Here is a 17,139-nt window from a genome sequence, read left to right on the forward strand (position 1 = left end):
GCCTTCCATTTAGAGAAGCAGTACCGTCCGAAGGAGCAGAAAGGTTCAGCAATTGTAGCCGCGGGACTATTTCCCTACCCGTGGTTCCCCCGATTTTTGGCGAATGGACGCCCGGGAAAAGGAAAGCAGTTATTGCGGATTCTTCGGCGTCTTGAGCTCGCGGGACACAAGATAGACCTCTGCCGAAGTGTCGCGCGAGGCGGCAGGCTTCTTGGCGGCGACCTTTTTGAAGACCTTCTTCAGAGCCTCGACATACTGCGAATAGCCCGATCCCTGGAAAGCCTTCGTCACAAAGACGCCGTGGGGCGCGAGGTGCTCGACGCAGAATTCAAGCGCGAGCTCGTTGAGAAGCAACGACCTCGCCGCATCCGCCGCGGCGATGCCTGAAAGATTCGGCGCCATGTCCGAAAGGACCACGTCGACCTTGTCTCCGTTTAGAATCGCGGCAAGCTGATCGGCCACCGACTGTTCGCGGAAGTCGCCCTGCAGAAAATAGACGTCCTCAATGGGATCCATCGGCAGGATGTCCATGGCGATGATGCGCCCGCGGACCTGACCGTTCTTGTCGATGAGCTTTTCGCGCACCACCTGCGTCCAGCTTCCCGGAGCCGACCCGAGGTCGACCACCGTGAGGCCCGGCCTGAGGAGATGCTCCTTTTCATTGAGCTCAAGGAGCTTGTAGACGGAGCGTGCGCGATAGCCTTCCGCTTTGGAGCGCTTCACGTACGGATCATTGATGTGCCGTTCGATCCATGCGCGGTTGGATCTGAGTTTTTTATTCGAAACGGGCATTCTTGCCCTCCAAAAAGTTTTCTTTCTCGGATGCCGCCTTTTTACACGGCATCCGGCATTAGTGCTGAAATTTTATGAGTGAAATTACCCTTTCGCGCGACGCGCGCCTCACGCTGCGCTCGCAGGCGCATCATCTCGACCCCGTCGTTCTTCTCGGCGCCAACGGTCTTACCGAAGCCGTCATGAAGGAAATCGACCGTGCTTTGAAGTCCCACGAGCTCATCAAGGTGAAGGTCCCGACCGACGACCGCGAGGAACGCGAGGCGATCTTCGCGAAGGTTGCCGACGAACTCGGCGCCGCCCGCGTGCAGATGATCGGCAAGCTTCTCATCCTCTGGCGTCCTGCCGTAGATGAGGACGATGCCCCCTCGGCCGAAGAGTGGATCGCCCGCGCGGCCGCTGCCGCCCGCGGCGAGGACGCTCCGGCGCCGAAGGCGAAGAAGGTTGCCTCGAAGAAGCCCGGCGAAAAGAAGAAGAAGGCTGAGCCCCAGCCCCGCCGCCGCGCCCGTCCGAAGACGAAGCGCACGACGAAGAAGGCTGCGCTCTCGAATTAATGCCTTCCCAGTGAAGTCCTGATCCAGGGGGCGCTTGCGCCCCCCACTGGCTCAAAACGGGAGATTCCCCTCGAAGGAATCTCCCGTTTTTGCGTTCGAGAGATCGCTTCCCTCTGAAAAGTCTTCAGCAGAAACCCTTCAGGGAGAAAGCGCGCATTATTTGTACTCGACCTCTTCGACCTCGAAGGTGACCTGGCCCTTCGGGGCCATGAACTTCACCGTGTCGCCCTCGCTCTTGCCGATCAGCGCGCGGGCGATCGGGGAGGAAACGGAAATGAGGTTCTTCTTGATGTCGGCTTCGTCGTCGCCCACGATCTGGTAGGTCACGCTCGAATCCTCGTCTTCGTTGTAGAGCGTCACCGTGGCGCCGAAGACGATGCGGTCGCTCGCAACGGTCTTGGGATCAATCACCTGGAGCGCCGGGATCTTGCCTTCAAGCTCGGCAATGCGGCCCTCGATGTGACCCTGCTCCTCGCGGGCGGCATCGTATTCCGCATTTTCCGAAAGGTCGCCCTTTTCGCGGGCTTCGGCAATGGCGGCCACGACGTTCGGACGAGCGGTCTTCTTCAGATATTCGAGTTCAGCCTTGAGCTTTTCAGCGCCCTTGGCAGTGATGGGGATACGGTTGAGCATGGTTCTTCCAGGTTCAAAAAAGCGTTCGGGATCTGCACCGGATCTTCCTTCCCCGAAAAAGGCGTACGTGAAGGAGATGCCCCGTGCAGACAAAAGTGAAGGGCGGCACCGCAAAGAAGCACCGCCCTTGGAATTGAATTCGTTCGAGGGAGGATTTTAGCAAATGGCGCTCAGGCCGGCTCAAACGGAGCGTCATTCTCCGCCTGAACCTTCTGCCCGAGTCTCTTATTCGTCCGTGTAGTTTTCCGGGTTGAGGCGGCGCTCCACGAGTTCAATAAAGATGTGAATGCACTTGATGTGAAGCTCCTGCACGCGGTCGGCGTAGCGTCCGCCCGGCGTGACAATCGCCACGTCGGATAGTGCCGCCATCGGATTCCCGGGCCTGCCGGTGAGCGAAATCACCTTCATGCCCTTCGCGCGCGCAGCCTCCGCGGCGCGGATCACATTAGGGCTCGTCCCCGACGTGGTGATCCCGAGGAGGACGTCCCCGGGCTGGCCCACGCCTTCGACATAGCGAGAAAAGACTTCTTCGTAGCCGAAATCGTTCGCGACGCAGGCGAGGTGCGAGGCGTCGGCAATCGCAGTCGCGGCGTACGGCCGCCGGTTCCTGCGGTAGCGCCCCGTCATCTCCTCGGCAAAATGCATGGCGTCGCAGAGGCTTCCGCCGTTGCCGCAGGAATAAATCCGATGACCCGCGCGGATCGCCTCAGCCATCATTTCCCCGGCGCGGTCGATTTCCGCGAGCATTGCCTCATCGGCAAGCAGATTGTCGAGCGCTTCGCGCGCTTCTGTAAGCGCTGCCTTCACGTGCACGGAACTCATGCAGATAACCTCTGAAAGGAGTTGAAAACTTCTGTTGAACCGGAAAGAAGATCAAAGCCGGCGCCTGTCCTCCACGGCGCCCGCGATCGAGGCGAGATCGGTGTACTCGATCTCAAGCCCTGAGGGAAGCCCGCGGGAGAGCCGCGTGATGCGAAGGTCCGGCCAGCGCTTCTTCACGGCGCCCATCAGATAGTACGCTGTCGCGTCGCCTTCGGGCGTGTAGGACGTGGCAACCACCACCTCGCGCAGACCGTCCTCTCGAAGCCCGAGCTCAATGCGCTCGAGAAGCTGCGGAAGCCCGATTTCAGCGGGCCCTGCGTTGTCAAGCGGCGAAAGCCTCCCCGAAAGCACGAAATAGAGCCCGGGCCAGGAGAGCGACGCATCGAGCGCCATCTGGTCCTGCACGCTTTCGACCACGCAGATGAGCGAGCGGTCGCGCTTTTCATCCGCGCACACGGGGCAGAGCTCCGCCTCGCACCAGGTGCGGCAGAGCCGGCAGCGGCGAATAGCCGCCGTGCCTTCGAGCGCCTTTTTGAGGGCCTCGAGCTTCTCCCTGCGCTCGGGCGCAAGAAGAAAGAAGGCCGCGCGCTGCGCGCTTCTCGGTCCGTACCCGGGCAATTCCTCAAGCGCCTTAATGAGTGCGGATATCGCGGGAGAGGTTTCGATCGCCATCCTTATCCTTCCTTCGGAATCTTCCGGGCGTCAGAGCCGCTCAAAGCGCATCTTGACGTCCTGCGGCGCGCCCCAGTAGGGAGCGCTCGTGACGAGAATATCCGCGCCCGCTTCCGCGTAGAGCGCCGCATTCCTGGCATTGACGCCGCCCGCGGCGGAAAGCCGGACATTCGGGGATTCCGCACGCGCGGCATCGGCAAAGGACGCAAAGTCCTCGGGCGAAAAGCGCTCGCACTGAATAATGTCGGCGCCGAGCCGCACGAAAGTCATGGCTTCTTCGGGACTTCCTGCCTCAACGGCAATCTTTCTTTCCGGACTTCTCGCCTGCAGCGCCCTGAAGGCGGCTTCGAAGTCGTCGCAGAAAACGCGGTGCTGATCAAAGACGAGAATCGAATCCGAAAGGCCGAAGCGGTGCACGATGCCGCCACCTGCGAGGAGACCGGCAAGCGCAATCCGCTTTCCGCCGGGCCAGTGCTTTCTCGTGCCGGCCACCTGAACCCTCGGGCTGACGGCGCGGGCGGCATCCACCATTTCACGCGTGCGGGACGCTATTCCCGAGGCGTATTCCATCACGCACTGCGCGACCTTGTACCCCGCGTGAAGGCTCTCTGCCGGTCCCTCGGCCGTGAGAATCGTCTCTCCCGCCGGGAGCAGGTCGCCCTCGCAGGCGCTGAGGCAGACGGAAGCGCCGGCACGCGAAAGCACCGCCGCCGCAATCTCCGCACCGGCAACGATGCCCGGCGTTTTGAATTGAGCCCGAATGCGTCCCGGCACGCTGCCGATGCCGAGGCCGACGGTTGTCAGGTCTTCGTGCGGACAGTCGTCAAAAAGCAGGGCGTCAGCAAAATTCTCTGGAAAAAGCGTCATAAGGACTCCGGAGCAGAAAGAGAAGAGGAAAAAAGAAAAGCCCCGCAGCGCTTCAGCAATCCGTCGGGGCTTTTTCTCTTCTTAAAGGGACTCTTTTTCCCCTGATCAGAAGGGAAGCTTCATGCCGGGAGGAAGCGGCACGGCCTGGCGCATGGCCGCCTCGCTCTTTTCGCGGCAGACGGCTTCGGCGTTGTTGATGGCGAGAACAATCAGGTCCTCGAGCATTTCGATGTCTTCGGGATCAACCACCTTCGGGTCGATCTCAATCTTGCGGCATTCATGCCCGCCCGTGATCGTGGCCTTCACGGCGCCGCTCGCAGCTTCGCCCGTGAATTCCATCGCCTTCAGATCTTCCTGAACCTTGGCGAGCTTCTGCTGCATCTTCTGGGCCTGGGCCATCAGACCGCCCATTCCGCCCATGCCACCCATGTTGCGCATTGTGTTTTCTCCAGAGTAGAAATTTTGGTGCCGGGAAAGACTGAAAGCACTTCCGCTTCAGTCCTTTTCCGCCATCTCCTCCGGCGTGAGCGGCCGGATGGAATCTTCATCAATTTTGCCGTTGAAGAGCCGGACGATTTCCTGCACGACCGGATCGCTCTTGAATTTTTCAATGAGCTCCCGCCGCTCGGCTTCCTTTTTCCGGCGCTCGGCATCCGCCACGGTTGAACCGGCCTCCACCGTTCCGGCGAGGAATTCCACCCGGAAGGGGCGGCCGAGCCACCCGCTGATTCTCTCCTCAAGGAGCTTTTTATTGTGCTCGGTGAGAAGCGACTGCACGCCGAGGCGCAATTGTACGCGAGCGTCCGTGAGCGAAATCACCTGCGACTGCGAAGCAAGCGACTTTAATGGACCCGTCAGGCCCGCTCCCTCGATGATGTCCCGCCAGCTGAGAGAGGCAGAAGGCTGCCTCCCGGGGAGCCGCTCAGCTGGCGCCGGGCTCTCCCCGTGCGCTCTCCGGCACCTCCATCCAGGGCGGGAGGTTGTCCGGAACCGGACCTGCCGCCGGTTTCGGGGGCGGTGCTGGCGTCGGCGCAGGCGCGGGTTCCGGCATCGGGGCCGGGCTCGGTGCTGGCGCGGCGGGAGCCGCAGGCGCTGCCTCCCGTGCCTGAGAAGCTTCAGTGGCGCCCTGCAGGGCCTGAAGGGGCTTCGCGCCGCCGTCGCGCGCAGCGGGCTTCATCCGCGACCCCGCGGGCCGGAAGGCGAGCATGCGCAGAAGCGTCATCGTGAAGCCCGCATATTCGTCGGGCGCGAGCGCGAGGTCGTTTCTGCCGTGAAGCGAAATCTGGTAGCAGAGCTGAATTTCCTCGGGGGTGAGCAGGCCCGCAATCTCCGCCATTTCAGCGTAGCCCGGGTCGTCTGCCGCAACGGCGCTCGGCACGCGCTGCAGGAGCGCAATCTTGTGGAGCATGCCGGCGAGCCCGCGGAGCGCCTCGCCAAAGGAGACGCTTTCGCGCTGCATGTCGTCGGCATAGCTCATCATCTTCGGGGCGTCGCCCGCAGCGAGCGCGCGGAGAATTCCGGCGAGCGCATTTTCCGACGTCATCCCGAGCATTGAGCGCACGGATTCGGCCGTGACGGAGCCGCCCGAAAAGGCGATCGCCTGGTCGAGAAGCGAAAGGGCATCGCGCATCGAGCCCCGTGCGCCCTCGGCAATGATGCGAAGCCCCGGGCGTTCGGCGGCGATTCCTTCTTCCTTCAGGATATGTTCGAGATGCTCGACGATCCCGGAGGGCGTCATGTTGCGCAGGCTGAACTGCAGGCACCGCGAAAGCACCGTGACCGGAACCTTCTGCGGATCCGTCGTCGCGAGAATGAACTTCACATACTCGGGCGGCTCCTCAAGGGTCTTCAGCATCGCATTGAAGGCCGTGTTTGAGAGCATGTGCACTTCGTCGATCATGTAGACCTTGTAGCGGCCTTCGGTCGGCGCATACATGGCGCGCTCAAGAAGCTGCGTCATGTCTTCGACGGAGCGGTTCGAGGCCGCATCCATCTCGATATAGTCGACGAACCGGCCCTCATCAATCGCGCGGCATGCCTCGCAGACGCCGCAGGGGTGCGCGGTGACGCCGCCCTTGCCGTCGGCGCCGCGGCAGTTGAGCGCCTTGGCGAAAATGCGCGAGATCGTCGTTTTGCCGACGCCGCGGGTGCCGGTGAAGAGGTAGGCGTGGTGCAGGCGCCCCTCAGTGAGGGCGCGCGTCAGCGCCGTGACCACGTGGTCCTGGCCGACGATCGACTCAAAGTCATGGGGGCGCCACTTGCGCGCAAGTACCTGGTAGCTGCTCATGGGATGAGGCTCATTCTTATTGCTTCTCAGGCGCACATTCTAGCGAATGGGCCCGGGCGGTCCGCTCCGGGACGCTATGGCGGATTTACCAGATACGAAAATGGCGAGCCTTATCCTCGGCACTGCACGCACACCAGTATGGCTGCTTCGTTCCCGACCTGACCAGGTTTCCGGGGCGCGCATGCGAGGGGACCCGCCAAGGCGCGAGTATAGGGAAGATGAGCGGGATTTGCAAAAAATTACTTCTCGGGACCCATGAAACAGTCCTCCCGCTAGAGAGGCATCTTCCCGAGGTGATAGTATTCACGGCATCACTTCATAGGGGCCTGCCGGCGCTTTTCCAGAAGGCGTTTTCCGTCGAGAGTTCTCCCTCTCCATACGCCATTTTTCTGCTGCCGGCCCTGAATGGCCTGTCAATTCTCTGCCTGACTGAACCTCCCCCGAAAGGGAATCCCTGCCGAATCCCTCACGGAATCGCGGTTCTGACGGCAAAGCGACTTTTCACGAGCCCGGCCTCCCTTCTGCCGGTCCGTTCTTCCTCGCGAGGAAGACGGAGCGTCATTCATTAAAACGGGAAGCATCAGGCGAATTTATTTTTTCCCTGGAGACATCCATGAGCGAAATTCTTCACATCACCGACGCCGACTTCGACCAGACCGTCAACAGCGACACCACCGTGTTCGTCGACTTCTGGGCCACCTGGTGCGGTCCCTGCCGCATGCTTGCTCCCCGCCTTGAGCAGGCTGCCCAGACCTTTGACGGCCGCGCCGTCATCGCCAAGTACGACTGCGACCAGTCGTCGGGCAAGGCTGCCCAATACGGCGTCCGCGGCATTCCGACCATCATCGCCTTCAAGAATGGCGAAGTGATTGACCAGCGCACCGGCGCCTGCGACCAGGCGACGCTCGACGCCTTCATCGAAAAGAATCTCTAAGATTCTCTTCCCTGCCCGCCTCAGTTTGAAAGGGACGCCCTTCAGTCCGGCGTCCCCCGGCGGGCATCTTCTCCCCGCCGGGCCGATTCCCGCGGGAGAAGCATCAGAGCGCCGCGAAGCCCGGGGTCCCCGAAGCCTTGTCGGGGAAGCACGCAAAGAAGCTTCCGGCGCTTCGGACCTCTCATTCCTATTACTCAACACTCATCCGCTGATGATTTTCTGAGTCCCGGCGCTTCACGTCCGGCATGCCTGCCGGCGCTGCAAAAGCGCCTCATGAATTCATAAACAGCGGCGGAACATCCACCAACCCCATGCATCTTTCCGACCTCAAAGCGCTTCACGTTACGCAGCTTCTCGACATGGCTGCCGCCCTCGAAGTCGACAATGCCCAGCGCATGCGCAAGCAGGAGCTGATGTACGCCATTCTGAAGAAGAAGGCGAAGCTCGGCGAAACCATCTACGGCGACGGCACGCTTGAAATCCTCCCCGACGGGTACGGGTTCCTGCGCTGCCCCGACACGAGCTATCTCGCGAGTGCGGACGACATCTACATCTCTCCCTCGCAGATCCGCCGCTTCAACCTTCATACGGGCGACTCGATTGAAGGCGAAGTCCGCATCCCGAAAGAGGGCGAGCGCTACTTTGCGCTCGTGCGCGTCGACACGGTGAATGACCTGCCGCCCGAGGCGCTCAAGCACCGCATGCTCTTTGAGAACCTGACGCCGATCTTCCCGAATGAGCCTCTGATCCTCGAGCGCGACATGCGGGGCGACGAAAACCTCACGGGCCGCATCATCGACATGATTGCGCCGATCGGGAAGGGCCAGCGCTCCCTCATCGTCGCGCCCCCGAAGTCGGGCAAAACGGTGCTCCTGCAGCACATCGCCCACGCGATTGCCGCCAACTACCCCGACGTCGTCCTCATGGTGCTTCTCGTCAACGAGCGCCCTGAGGAAGTGACGGAAATGCAGCGCACGATCCGCGGCGAAGTCGTTGCCGCCACCTTCGACGAACCGGCCGTGCGCCACGTTCAGGTGGCCGAAATGGTGATCGAGAAGGCGAAGCGCCTCGCGGAATCAAAGCGCGACGTCGTGGTGCTCCTCGACTCCATCACGCGTCTCGCGCGCGCCTACAACCAGGTGATTCCGTCCTCGGGCAAGGTCCTCACGGGCGGCGTCGACGCCAATGCGCTCGAGCGCCCGAAGAGAATCTTCGGCGCCGCGCGCAAGATCGAAGAGGGCGGCTCCCTCACGATCATCGGCACGGCCCTCATCGACACGGGTTCGCGCATGGACGACGTGATCTATGAGGAATTCAAGGGCACGGGCAACAACGAAATCCACCTCGAGCGCCGCATGGCCGAAAAGCGCGTCTACCCGGCCATCAACCTCAACCGCTCGGGTACGCGCCGCGAGGAGCTGCTTCTCAAGCCCGACGTTCTCCAGAAGGTCTGGGTCCTGAGAAAGTTCCTCTACGACATGGACGAACTCGAGGCGATGGAGTTCCTTCTCGACAAGCTGAAGGCCACGAAGACCAACGCCGAATTCTTCGACGCCATGAAGAAATAAAGCACTTCCCGCCCGGTGGCGAGGCTTCCCGCCGCGCCCCCCGAAGAAGAGCGCCCGAAAGCAAAAACGCCGCTTCTCTTCCGGTTTTTACCGGGAAAAGCGGCGTTTTCCTTTGCTTCGGGCGCGGCCCCGGAATCAATGTCCGAGGTGCTTCAGAATATGCGCCTTCACTGTTTCGTCATCGGTTGAGGTGAGCTCAATCTGAGAGAAGCCCGCCTCTCTCAGGCGATTCTCGATTCTCGGATGAATCGCCACCGCAACGCCCGACGTGATCCAGTCGCGCGCGCCCGCAACAGGGCGCACGGCATGCATGAGAACGTCGACCGCGTCGGTGCTCGTGATGTAGACCACGGGCGAAGGTCCCGCTACGGCGAGCTGCAGACGACGGAATTCCTGCGCATCGAGTTCGAGCGGCATGCGCACATAGGCGCAGAGGACGACGACGTCGCTCCCGATGCTTCTGAACTGCTCGGGGAGCCACTCGCGTCCCGTCTGGCCGCGAAGGAACAGGACGCGCGACGGAGCGCCGTGCGCCTGCACGATGGGCCAGAGCGCTTCGGACCCCGAATGCTCCGCATCGCCCTCGGGGTAGATGAGCTTCACCTTGTCGCCCCAGGCGGCGCGGATGACGCGGGCCGTTCCTTCGCCCACGGTTGCGAGCGTGATGTGCTCGGGCCACTCCCGCACCCAGTGCGCGACTGCCGTCACCGCTGCCGGACTCGGAAGAACCACCATCTCAACATCGTCGAGGTTCGAGAGCCGCTCCGTGATGAGATCGGTTTCCTGCGGGAGCTCAATCCTGAAGGCAGGCCAGCGCCATACGTTGTCCGACAGGGCTTCGAGCTGATCAGCCAGGCGATTGTTGGCTTCGCCAGGCCGCATCAGAATGACGGGACGGCTCTGAGCCGCATCATGCGCATTCGAAAGAATCATTGCAGGCAGGCCTTGAGATATTCCTCGGCGCCCTGGCGGCGGAGGTCGGCGACGACCTTCGCGGCAAGCGCTTCCGGATCAGAAAGAGGACCGCGGGCTTCGGAGAAGACCGCTTCGCCGATGTGATGGTTGCCGACGAGCGCGCGCAGCCACAGCTCTCCGTTTTCAACAACGGCGTAGGCGGCGAGCGGAACCTGGCAGGAGCCGCCGAGGGCGCGCGACACGGCGCGTTCGGCAAAGCAGCAGGCGCGGGTTTCGGGGCTGTTGATGAAGGAAAGCGCTTCTTCCATCTTCTTGTCGCCCGCACGGATTTCAAGCCCGAGCGCGCCCTGACCGGGCGAGGGAAGGCTCACTTCGGCCGGGATGATCTGACGGATGCGCTCAGAGAGCCCGAGGCGCTTCAGGCCGGCGCTCGCCATCACGAGGGCGTCGTATTCGCCTTCATCGAGCTTGCGAAGGCGCGTGCCCACGTTGCCGCGCACCGGCAGAACCTTGAGGTGCGGATAGCGCATGCGCAGCATCAGCTCGCGGCGCAGGCTTGCCGTGCCGACGCGCGCGCCTTCGGGCATTTCGTCGAGCGAAGCGTATTTCGGGGAGACGAAGGCATCCCTCGGGTCCTCGCGTTCGGAGACGGCGACGAGCTCAAAGCCTTCGGGGAGCTCCATCGGCACGTCCTTCAGGGAATGCACCGCGAGGTCGGCTTCGCCATTCTGCATGGCAACCTCAAGCTCCTTCACGAAGAGACCCTTGCCGCCCACCTTGGAGAGCGTGCGGTCGAGAATCTGGTCGCCGCGGGTCGTCATGCCGAGGAGCTCCACCGACGCACCCGGATAGCGGTCGCGCAGAAGCGCCTGAACATGAAGAGCCTGCCACATGGCAAGGGGACTTTCGCGGGTGGCGATGACGCAGCGGTCAAACTGGGACATGATGCTTTCGTGAACTCTTAAAGAAGTGTGCGGGAAGCGGTTCCTCCGGGAAGCCATGATTGCTGATCATCTCCGGAGAAAGCGCTCTGAAAATCTTTCAAACGAAGTTCCATTCTAGTTTGCGCCCTTTTTTTCGTCCTTAAGGATATCCGCGCTCGCCGGGCTTTCAGGAGAGGTTCGGCCGCTTTCCAAAGAATCCTCGACTTCTTCGCTTGCACTCTTTCGGCGCTTTAGGGATAATTGCCGGTCTTCCCAGTTGGCACGTGGGCCGGCATGCCCGTTGTAAGACCTCCCCAGGATTGGAGGCGGACGCGCAAGGCCGCCAGGGCGACCGACAACAAAAAACTAGGAAAATTCTTCAAAATGAAGCCGAATATTCATCCCGAGTACCGTCCCGTCGCTTTCATCGACCTCTCGATCAACAAGACGTTCATCATCCCGTCGTCCGTTCAGACGCGTGAAACCACGGTGATCGACGGCGTGACCTACCCGCTCTTCAAGCTCGATACGTCGTCCGCCTCGCACCCGTTCTACACGGGCGCCCAGACCCGCATCGTCGAAGCGGGCCGCGTCGAGAAGTTCCGCGCGAAGTTCGCCGCCAAGAAGCAGGCGCTCAACACCGCTGCCGAAGCCGCCAAGTCCGCCAAGTAATTCGGCCGACGCCCCCTGGCAGGAGCCTTCCTTCGAAAAGGCTCCGCCTCAGGCGCTTCCCGCAGGATGAATCCGCAGAAGGCTTTCTCAGAAAAGCCTTACTGCGGACGCAAAGAAAAGGAGAGATCCACATTGTTGGGCTCTCCTTTTCTTTGCGTTAACAGAAGCCTGCCATCCGCAAAGTTCGGCTTCGCTGCCGCAGCTCTGCAGTCGAGGATACCCGGAGAAGGGAAGCATTCCCTGCCGCCGGGGAACTCCTGAAAAAGGAACTTTCCGCATGCTCACTCAGCGTCCAACACCCGCCTTTCTATCGCAGGAGGCCGCCCGCAGACTGCCGCGCTTCGCGCTCTTTCTGCTCCTCGGCGCATTCATTCTTTCGGGCCTCTGGTCGCAGGATCTCTGGACGCTGCGCGATGCGGAAACTTTCGGCATCTCCCGGTCGATGCTTTCCGAGGGGCTCCCAGCCTGGCTTCTCCCGGAAGTTTCCGGGATGCCGGTATCGGAGGGCCCCGTGAGCGGCTGGGTTGCCGCTCTCTTTACCGCACTCTTTTCCAGCCTCGCGGGCGAAATCGGGGCCTACCGGCTCGCGAGCCTCTTCTGGTTTGCGCTCACGACCGCTTCTCTCTGGTACGGCGCCTACCGGCTCGCAAGACGCAATGAAGCTCAGCCCGTCGCCTTCGCGTTCGGCGGACAGGCGGAGCCGAGAAACTACGGGCGCGCGGTTGCGGACTGCGCCGTTCTTCTTTTCGTTGCAACCTTCGGCATCGTTGCCCGCCAGCATGAACCCATTGCGGGAACGGCGCTTCTTTCCTTCGCAGCGCTCAACTTCTTCGGCATTGCGATGACGCTGAAGCGCCCCTTTGCGGGCGCCTTCCTTTCGGGACTCGCCTGCGGCTTCGCCGCCATCACCTCGGCCGTTACTGCCGGCTTGTGGCTTCTCTGCGCAACAATCATCGTTCATGCATTCGCCCGCACGTTCCCGGGAAGCCGCGACCGGCGCATTCTCTCTGCGCTTGCCGGCACAGCGCTTCCCGTCGTCCTCTGGGCGGGTGCGGCTTTTCTCCTCTATCCGGAAGCGGCCGCGGTCTGGTTTGAAAAGTGGGCAACCCATCAGGCGGAATTCTTTGATCTCGCGTCCTCGCACACCGTGCTATGGCTCCTCAGGACAAGCGTCTGGTTCCTCTGCCCCGCATGGCCTCTCGCGCTCTGGGCGCTCTACAGCTGGCGCCGGCAGCTCGACCGCTCGCAGATTCTGATTCCTGCCGCACTGGTTCTGACCGCTGCGGGCGCGGGGCTCTTCACGGAAGAAGGCGCGGCGGAACTCCTTCTCCTCATTTCCGTGCCGGGCCTCATGACGCTCGCCGCCTTCGGGCTCATTACCCTCAGGCAGTCGAGGGAAAATCTCCTCGACTGGTTTGCCATTTCGGTCTTCTCGGTAACGCTCATCGCGCTCTGGCTCTACTGGCTTGCCTCGATGCTCGGGTTCCCTCCCAAGATGGCGCATTCCATTGAAATGCTCTCACCCGGGTTTGAACCGACCTTCGGCTGGGGCGCGCTCACGGGCTTTGCCGCCTGCGTGATCTGGGTGGTCTTTGTCGCCTGGCGCCTCACGCACCGTCCGATCGTCGTCTGGCGCGGTCCCTGGCTCTCCGCTGCCGGCATGACCGCTACCGCCATCACCTTCCTCGGACTCTGGCACCCGGCAATCGACATTGCCCGCTCCTACAGGGCTCCGGCGCTTCAGATTGCTTCTGAAGCGAAGCGCCTCACGGGCGATGCGGGCGAGGAGTCTCCCCTCATTGAAGGGAGTCTTCTCTCTCCCGGCATCCGCACGGTTTTCACGCTCCATGGCGGCATCCGCTTTGCCCCGGCGGGCGAAGGCGCAAGGCTGAGACTCGTGCGATACCGCGGAAGCGACGTCCCCAGGGAAGCGCTCACGGCTCCCATTTCGCGCCCCCATACCGATGAAGCCTTCACTCTCGTCCCCGGACGCAACCGCTAATTCTCGTTTTTAAAGCGTCATGCCGCAGAATCTTCTTCCTCCCGACATTTCGTTCAAAGCGCTCCTGCGTCTCGCCGGACCGATCTTCGTCGCCAACGTCGCCATCATCGGCAGCGGCACGATCGACACGATCATGGGCGGGCAGCTCGGTGCCGAGCACCTTGCCGCCATTGCGCTCGGCATCGCTGCGACCATTTCCGTTCTCATGGGCCTTGTGGGCATTCTCCAGGGTCTTTCGCCCGTTGCCGGCCACCACTACGGCGCCCGCAAGATGACCGAAATCGGCATCGACCTCGGTCAGGCTATGTGGCTCGTGCTCGGCTTCTCTCTCGTCGGCGTCCCCATTCTGATGGCGACCGACTTCTGGATGGAGCTCGGCGGCGCCAAGGGCGAGGTCGCCCGGATGGCAACCCAGTACATGTTCTGGACAGCGCTTGCGCTTCCCGGTTCCATGGCGGCGCGAACCTTCATTGCGGTCAATGCCGCCGTTTCGCGCCCGCGCGTCACGATGTGGGTGTCGCTAGCCATGCTCGCCCTCAAGGCCCCCCTCAACGCGGTCTTCATGTACGGGCTCTTCGGCCTCCCCGCGCTCGGGGGCGGCGGCGCCGGCATCTCGTTCTTCATCCTTACTTATCTCTCCCTCATCGCCTACTGGGTGATCTGGAATAAGGACAAGTTTTATAAGAAGATGCACGCCCCGGGCTTCGTGCGTCCCGAGTGGAAGCGCCTCTGGAACCTCCTCAAGATCGGCGTCCCGATGGGGCTCTGCACCTTCTTTGAGGTTTCGAGCTTCACCCTGATGGCGATCTTCGTCTCGCGCCTTGGTCCCGACATCATGTCTGCGCACCAGATCGTCGCGAACCTCACTTCCATGTGCTACATGGTGCCGCTCTCGCTCGGCATCGCCACCTCGGTCCTCATCGCCCAGTCGCTCGGCGCCCGGTGGCCTTCAGTTGCCTATGAGTGCCTGAAGCGCACCCTGAAGCTCATGGTAACGATTGCCGTTGTGATGTCCGTGCTTCTCTTTCTCTTCAGGAGCGTCATCCTCTGGCTCTATACCAGTGAAGCGGAGGTGCACGGGCTCGCAATGTCGCTCATTCTTTTCGGGTGCTTCTACTACGTCTTCGACGCGATGCAGTCCGTTTCCGCTTTTGCCCTTCGCGGCTACCGCGTGACGGTGGCGCCCATGATCATTTACGGCGTCATGCTCTGGGGCGTGGGTCTGGGACTCGGCTACCAGTTCGCCTTCCATGGCGAATGGGCAGGCGGCCCCTACGGCGTCTTCGGCTTCTGGGGAGCAACGGCGACCGGGCTCTTCCTCACCGGCATCAGCCTCACCATCATGGCGCTCTGGGTGGGCCGTCAGTTTGCGAAGGACGACTCCCACAGTCCCGATGAAGTGAAGGCTGCCATTCTTCAAGCAGAATCCCATAAGCCTCAGCCCTGAGGCTTCATCACCTTCAGAATTCTCTTTCAAACGGATCTTCCCTTGCCGGGGAGATCCGTTTCCTTTTGTCTCAGGATCAAGCACCCGTCATCCGGAAGGATCCCCTTGTGTTATGTTGGGGCATCCTCTTTTTGGCAGCAGCACTGCCTGAAACTTCAAGGGCAATTCATGTCCACGATTCTTTTCCCCAGCCCCATCTTCGGCCCCGTGCATTCCCGGCGCCTCGGCATTTCGCTCGGCATCAATCTTCTTCCTGCGGACGGCAAGATCTGTTCCTTCGACTGCATTTACTGCGAATGCGGCCTCAACGGCTCACACCGGCCGCATCTCAAGATGCCTTCGCGTGCGCTCGTGCGCTCGGAACTCGAGGGAAAGCTTGCTGAAATGGCCGCGGCCGGCCAGAAGCCCGATGCAATTACCTTTGCCGGAAACGGAGAGCCCACGGGTCACCCGGAATTCGCGCAGATCGTGGACGACGTGATCAAGCTTCGCGACCGCTTTGCGCCCAAGGCCAAAATCAGCGTTCTCACGAACGCCTTCCATATCCTCAAGCCCGAAGTCTTTGCCGCCCTCCAGAGGGTCGACAATGCGCTCCTCAAGCTCGACACCGTGAACCTCGAATACATCGAGTTCGTCAACCGCCCGCAGGGCCGCTACGATCTTGAGCGCCTCGTTGAAAAGATGAAGGCCTTTAAGGGCGACTGCATGATCCAAACCATGTTCATGAAGGGGTCCTGGGAAGGGAAGTCCGTCGACAATACGTCGGAGCGCTTCGTGGGACCGTGGCTCGCTGCCGTGAAGGCGATCCGTCCGAAGCTCGTCACCATCTACACGATCGACCGCGAGACGCCGGACAAGAGCCTCGAGAAGGCAACCCATGAAGAGCTCGACCGCATTGCCGCAAGGCTTCGCGAAGCCGGGCTCGAGTGCACGGTGAGCTACTGACCGCTCGCGCATTCCCCGAAAAATTCAAAAGTCCGAATGCAAAAAAAGGCTTCCCCGGAATCTGATCCGCAGGAAGCCTTTTTGTTGGCCCTGACGCGTTATCGAAGCGTCAGGAAGAGCAGCGCATTACTGCGCGTTCGTATAGCGGTGCTCACGAAGCGCCGCAACGCGGTCTTCGATCGAGGGGTGGCTCGCGAAGAGCGAACCGATGCCGCCCGAGATGCCGAAGCCCTTGACGTTGCCCGGAAGCTCATTGGGGGCAATGCCGCCCAAGCGCTGGAGCGCATTGATCATCGGCGTGGTGGAGCCCATGATGTCCGCGGCGCCCGCATCCGCGTGGAATTCGCGGTAGCGGCTGAAGGCGGCGACAACCATCGAGGCGAGGAAGCCGAGGCAGATGTCGAGCACAAGCGAGGTGACGTAGTAGCCGACGCCCGGCGCATCGTCTTCGTTGCGAAGGATCTGGCGGTCGACGACCCATCCGATGATGCGCGAGAGGAAGACGACGAAGGTGTTCATCACGCCCTGAAGGAGCGTCATCGTGACCATGTCGCCGTTCTTCACGTGCGAAAGTTCATGCGCGAGCACAGCCTCAACCTCTTCACGGTTCATGAGGTTGAGAAGGCCCGTCGAAACGGCGACCAACGAGCTCGAGCGCGAGGCGCCCGTGGCAAAAGCGTTGGGTTCGCCGTCGTAGATGCCGACTTCAGGCATGGGGAGCCCTGCCTTCTGGGCTTCGCTGCGGACAACGTCGACGAGATAGCGCTCAACCGGGGTCTGAGGGTTGTTCACGTCGATCATCTGCAGGCCCATCGACATCTTCGCCATCGTCTTGGACATCAGGAGCGAGATGATCGAGCCCGAGAAGCCCACCACCATCGCAAAGACGAAGAGCGTTCCGAGATTGAGCGACTTCCCGCTCATCGTCCCGAAATTGATGCCGAACACCATCTGGATCACCGTGAGAATCACGGAGAGCATGATGAAGATGGCGAGATTAGCGAGTATTAAAAGGCCGATGCGTTTGAACATGGCTTTCTATTCCTTTCCTTAGCGTCCTCTGGAGACACAAATGCTTTTGTGAGAGATGACGAGCGCCGCTTCTT

Annotated in this window: 18 protein-coding genes and 1 other RNA gene; 7 read left to right on the top strand and 12 right to left on the bottom strand. The window is 61.6% G+C overall.

The window, feature by feature from the left end; translation table 11 throughout:
* Nucleotides 1-129 precede the first annotated feature (129 nt).
* Complete coding sequence (locus Q0106_RS03015; RefSeq protein ID WP_297608642.1) at nt 130-792, bottom strand: RlmE family RNA methyltransferase; 663 nt, start codon at nt 790-792, stop codon at nt 130-132.
* A 74-nt stretch (nt 793-866) separates the two neighbouring features.
* Here Q0106_RS03015 and yhbY point away from each other — a divergent pair, with 74 nt between their 5' ends.
* Entirely contained in the window at nt 867-1,346 is a 480-nt protein-coding gene (yhbY, locus tag Q0106_RS03020; RefSeq protein WP_297608644.1) for a ribosome assembly RNA-binding protein YhbY, read from the top strand.
* A gap of 156 nt (nt 1,347-1,502) precedes the next feature.
* Here the strand turns inward: yhbY and greA are convergent, their stop codons facing one another.
* The 8 genes from greA to ffs form a co-directional block, all read right to left on the bottom strand.
* Nucleotides 1,503-1,979: a transcription elongation factor GreA gene (greA, locus tag Q0106_RS03025; protein ID WP_152157321.1), complete on the bottom strand. Its 477-nt coding sequence runs from the start codon at nt 1,977-1,979 to the stop codon at nt 1,503-1,505.
* A 225-nt stretch (nt 1,980-2,204) separates the two neighbouring features.
* Entirely contained in the window at nt 2,205-2,801 is a 597-nt protein-coding gene (gmhA, locus tag Q0106_RS03030; protein WP_297608646.1) for a D-sedoheptulose 7-phosphate isomerase, read from the bottom strand.
* Nucleotides 2,802-2,852: 51 nt separating this feature from the next.
* Complete coding sequence (recR, locus tag Q0106_RS03035) at nt 2,853-3,473, bottom strand: recombination mediator RecR (protein ID WP_152157323.1); 621 nt, start codon at nt 3,471-3,473, stop codon at nt 2,853-2,855.
* A 30-nt stretch (nt 3,474-3,503) separates the two neighbouring features.
* Nucleotides 3,504-4,340, bottom strand: a complete 837-nt coding sequence (gene modD, locus Q0106_RS03040; RefSeq protein ID WP_297608648.1) for a ModD protein — start codon at nt 4,338-4,340, stop codon at nt 3,504-3,506.
* 105 nt (nt 4,341-4,445) lie between these two features.
* Nucleotides 4,446-4,778 carry a YbaB/EbfC family nucleoid-associated protein gene (locus Q0106_RS03045; protein ID WP_297608651.1) on the bottom strand — a complete coding sequence of 111 codons (333 nt, stop codon included), beginning with the start codon at nt 4,776-4,778 and terminating at the stop codon, nt 4,446-4,448.
* 57 nt (nt 4,779-4,835) lie between these two features.
* The gene (locus Q0106_RS11865) at nt 4,836-5,216 is read right to left on the bottom strand and encodes a DNA polymerase III subunit gamma/tau C-terminal domain-containing protein (RefSeq protein WP_152157402.1); all 381 of its coding nucleotides are present in this window, start codon (nt 5,214-5,216) and stop codon (nt 4,836-4,838) included.
* A gap of 46 nt (nt 5,217-5,262) precedes the next feature.
* On the bottom strand, nt 5,263-6,627 hold the full coding sequence (gene dnaX, locus Q0106_RS03050; RefSeq protein ID WP_366139470.1) for a DNA polymerase III subunit gamma/tau: 1,365 nt from the start codon (nt 6,625-6,627) through the stop codon (nt 5,263-5,265).
* 99 nt (nt 6,628-6,726) lie between these two features.
* Nucleotides 6,727-6,825: signal recognition particle sRNA small type (gene ffs, locus Q0106_RS03055), an RNA gene on the bottom strand.
* A 415-nt stretch (nt 6,826-7,240) separates the two neighbouring features.
* Here ffs and trxA point away from each other — a divergent pair.
* Nucleotides 7,241-7,561, top strand: coding sequence for a thioredoxin (gene trxA, locus Q0106_RS03060; RefSeq protein ID WP_297608654.1), 321 nt, complete (start codon nt 7,241-7,243; stop codon nt 7,559-7,561).
* Nucleotides 7,562-7,872: 311 nt separating this feature from the next.
* Entirely contained in the window at nt 7,873-9,129 is a 1,257-nt protein-coding gene (gene rho / locus Q0106_RS03065) for a transcription termination factor Rho (RefSeq protein ID WP_152157327.1), read from the top strand.
* A gap of 135 nt (nt 9,130-9,264) precedes the next feature.
* Here rho and Q0106_RS03070 read toward each other — a convergent pair whose 3' ends face one another.
* Together Q0106_RS03070 and hemC are read right to left on the bottom strand one after the other, a co-directional pair.
* Nucleotides 9,265-10,062 carry a uroporphyrinogen-III synthase gene (locus Q0106_RS03070; protein ID WP_297608658.1) on the bottom strand — a complete coding sequence of 266 codons (798 nt, stop codon included), beginning with the start codon at nt 10,060-10,062 and terminating at the stop codon, nt 9,265-9,267.
* Nucleotides 10,059-10,988, bottom strand: a complete 930-nt coding sequence (gene hemC / locus Q0106_RS03075; protein ID WP_297608660.1) for a hydroxymethylbilane synthase — start codon at nt 10,986-10,988, stop codon at nt 10,059-10,061. Before hemC ends, Q0106_RS03070 begins: the two co-directional genes overlap by 4 nt.
* A 363-nt stretch (nt 10,989-11,351) precedes the next feature.
* Between hemC and Q0106_RS03080 the strand changes: the two genes are divergently transcribed.
* From Q0106_RS03080 to Q0106_RS03095, 4 genes are all read left to right on the top strand, one after another.
* On the top strand, nt 11,352-11,639 hold the full coding sequence (locus Q0106_RS03080) for a type B 50S ribosomal protein L31 (protein WP_139688035.1): 288 nt from the start codon (nt 11,352-11,354) through the stop codon (nt 11,637-11,639).
* Between the two features lie 277 nt (nt 11,640-11,916).
* Nucleotides 11,917-13,641 (top strand): hypothetical protein, encoded by a 1,725-nt coding sequence (locus Q0106_RS03085; protein ID WP_297608663.1) that lies wholly within the window; start codon nt 11,917-11,919, stop codon nt 13,639-13,641.
* A gap of 19 nt (nt 13,642-13,660) precedes the next feature.
* Nucleotides 13,661-15,088 (top strand): MATE family efflux transporter, encoded by a 1,428-nt coding sequence (locus Q0106_RS03090; protein WP_297608666.1) that lies wholly within the window; start codon nt 13,661-13,663, stop codon nt 15,086-15,088.
* A gap of 168 nt (nt 15,089-15,256) precedes the next feature.
* Nucleotides 15,257-16,033, top strand: coding sequence for a radical SAM protein (locus tag Q0106_RS03095; RefSeq protein ID WP_297608669.1), 777 nt, complete (start codon nt 15,257-15,259; stop codon nt 16,031-16,033).
* A 126-nt stretch (nt 16,034-16,159) separates the two neighbouring features.
* Here the strand turns inward: Q0106_RS03095 and htpX are convergent, their stop codons facing one another.
* Nucleotides 16,160-17,065, bottom strand: coding sequence for a protease HtpX (gene htpX / locus Q0106_RS03100; RefSeq protein ID WP_139688039.1), 906 nt, complete (start codon nt 17,063-17,065; stop codon nt 16,160-16,162).
* Nucleotides 17,066-17,139 lie beyond the last annotated feature (74 nt).

Origin of the sequence: uncultured Sutterella sp., assembly GCF_937923675.1 — a bacterium.
Lineage (GTDB): Bacteria > Pseudomonadota > Gammaproteobacteria > Burkholderiales > Burkholderiaceae_F > Sutterella.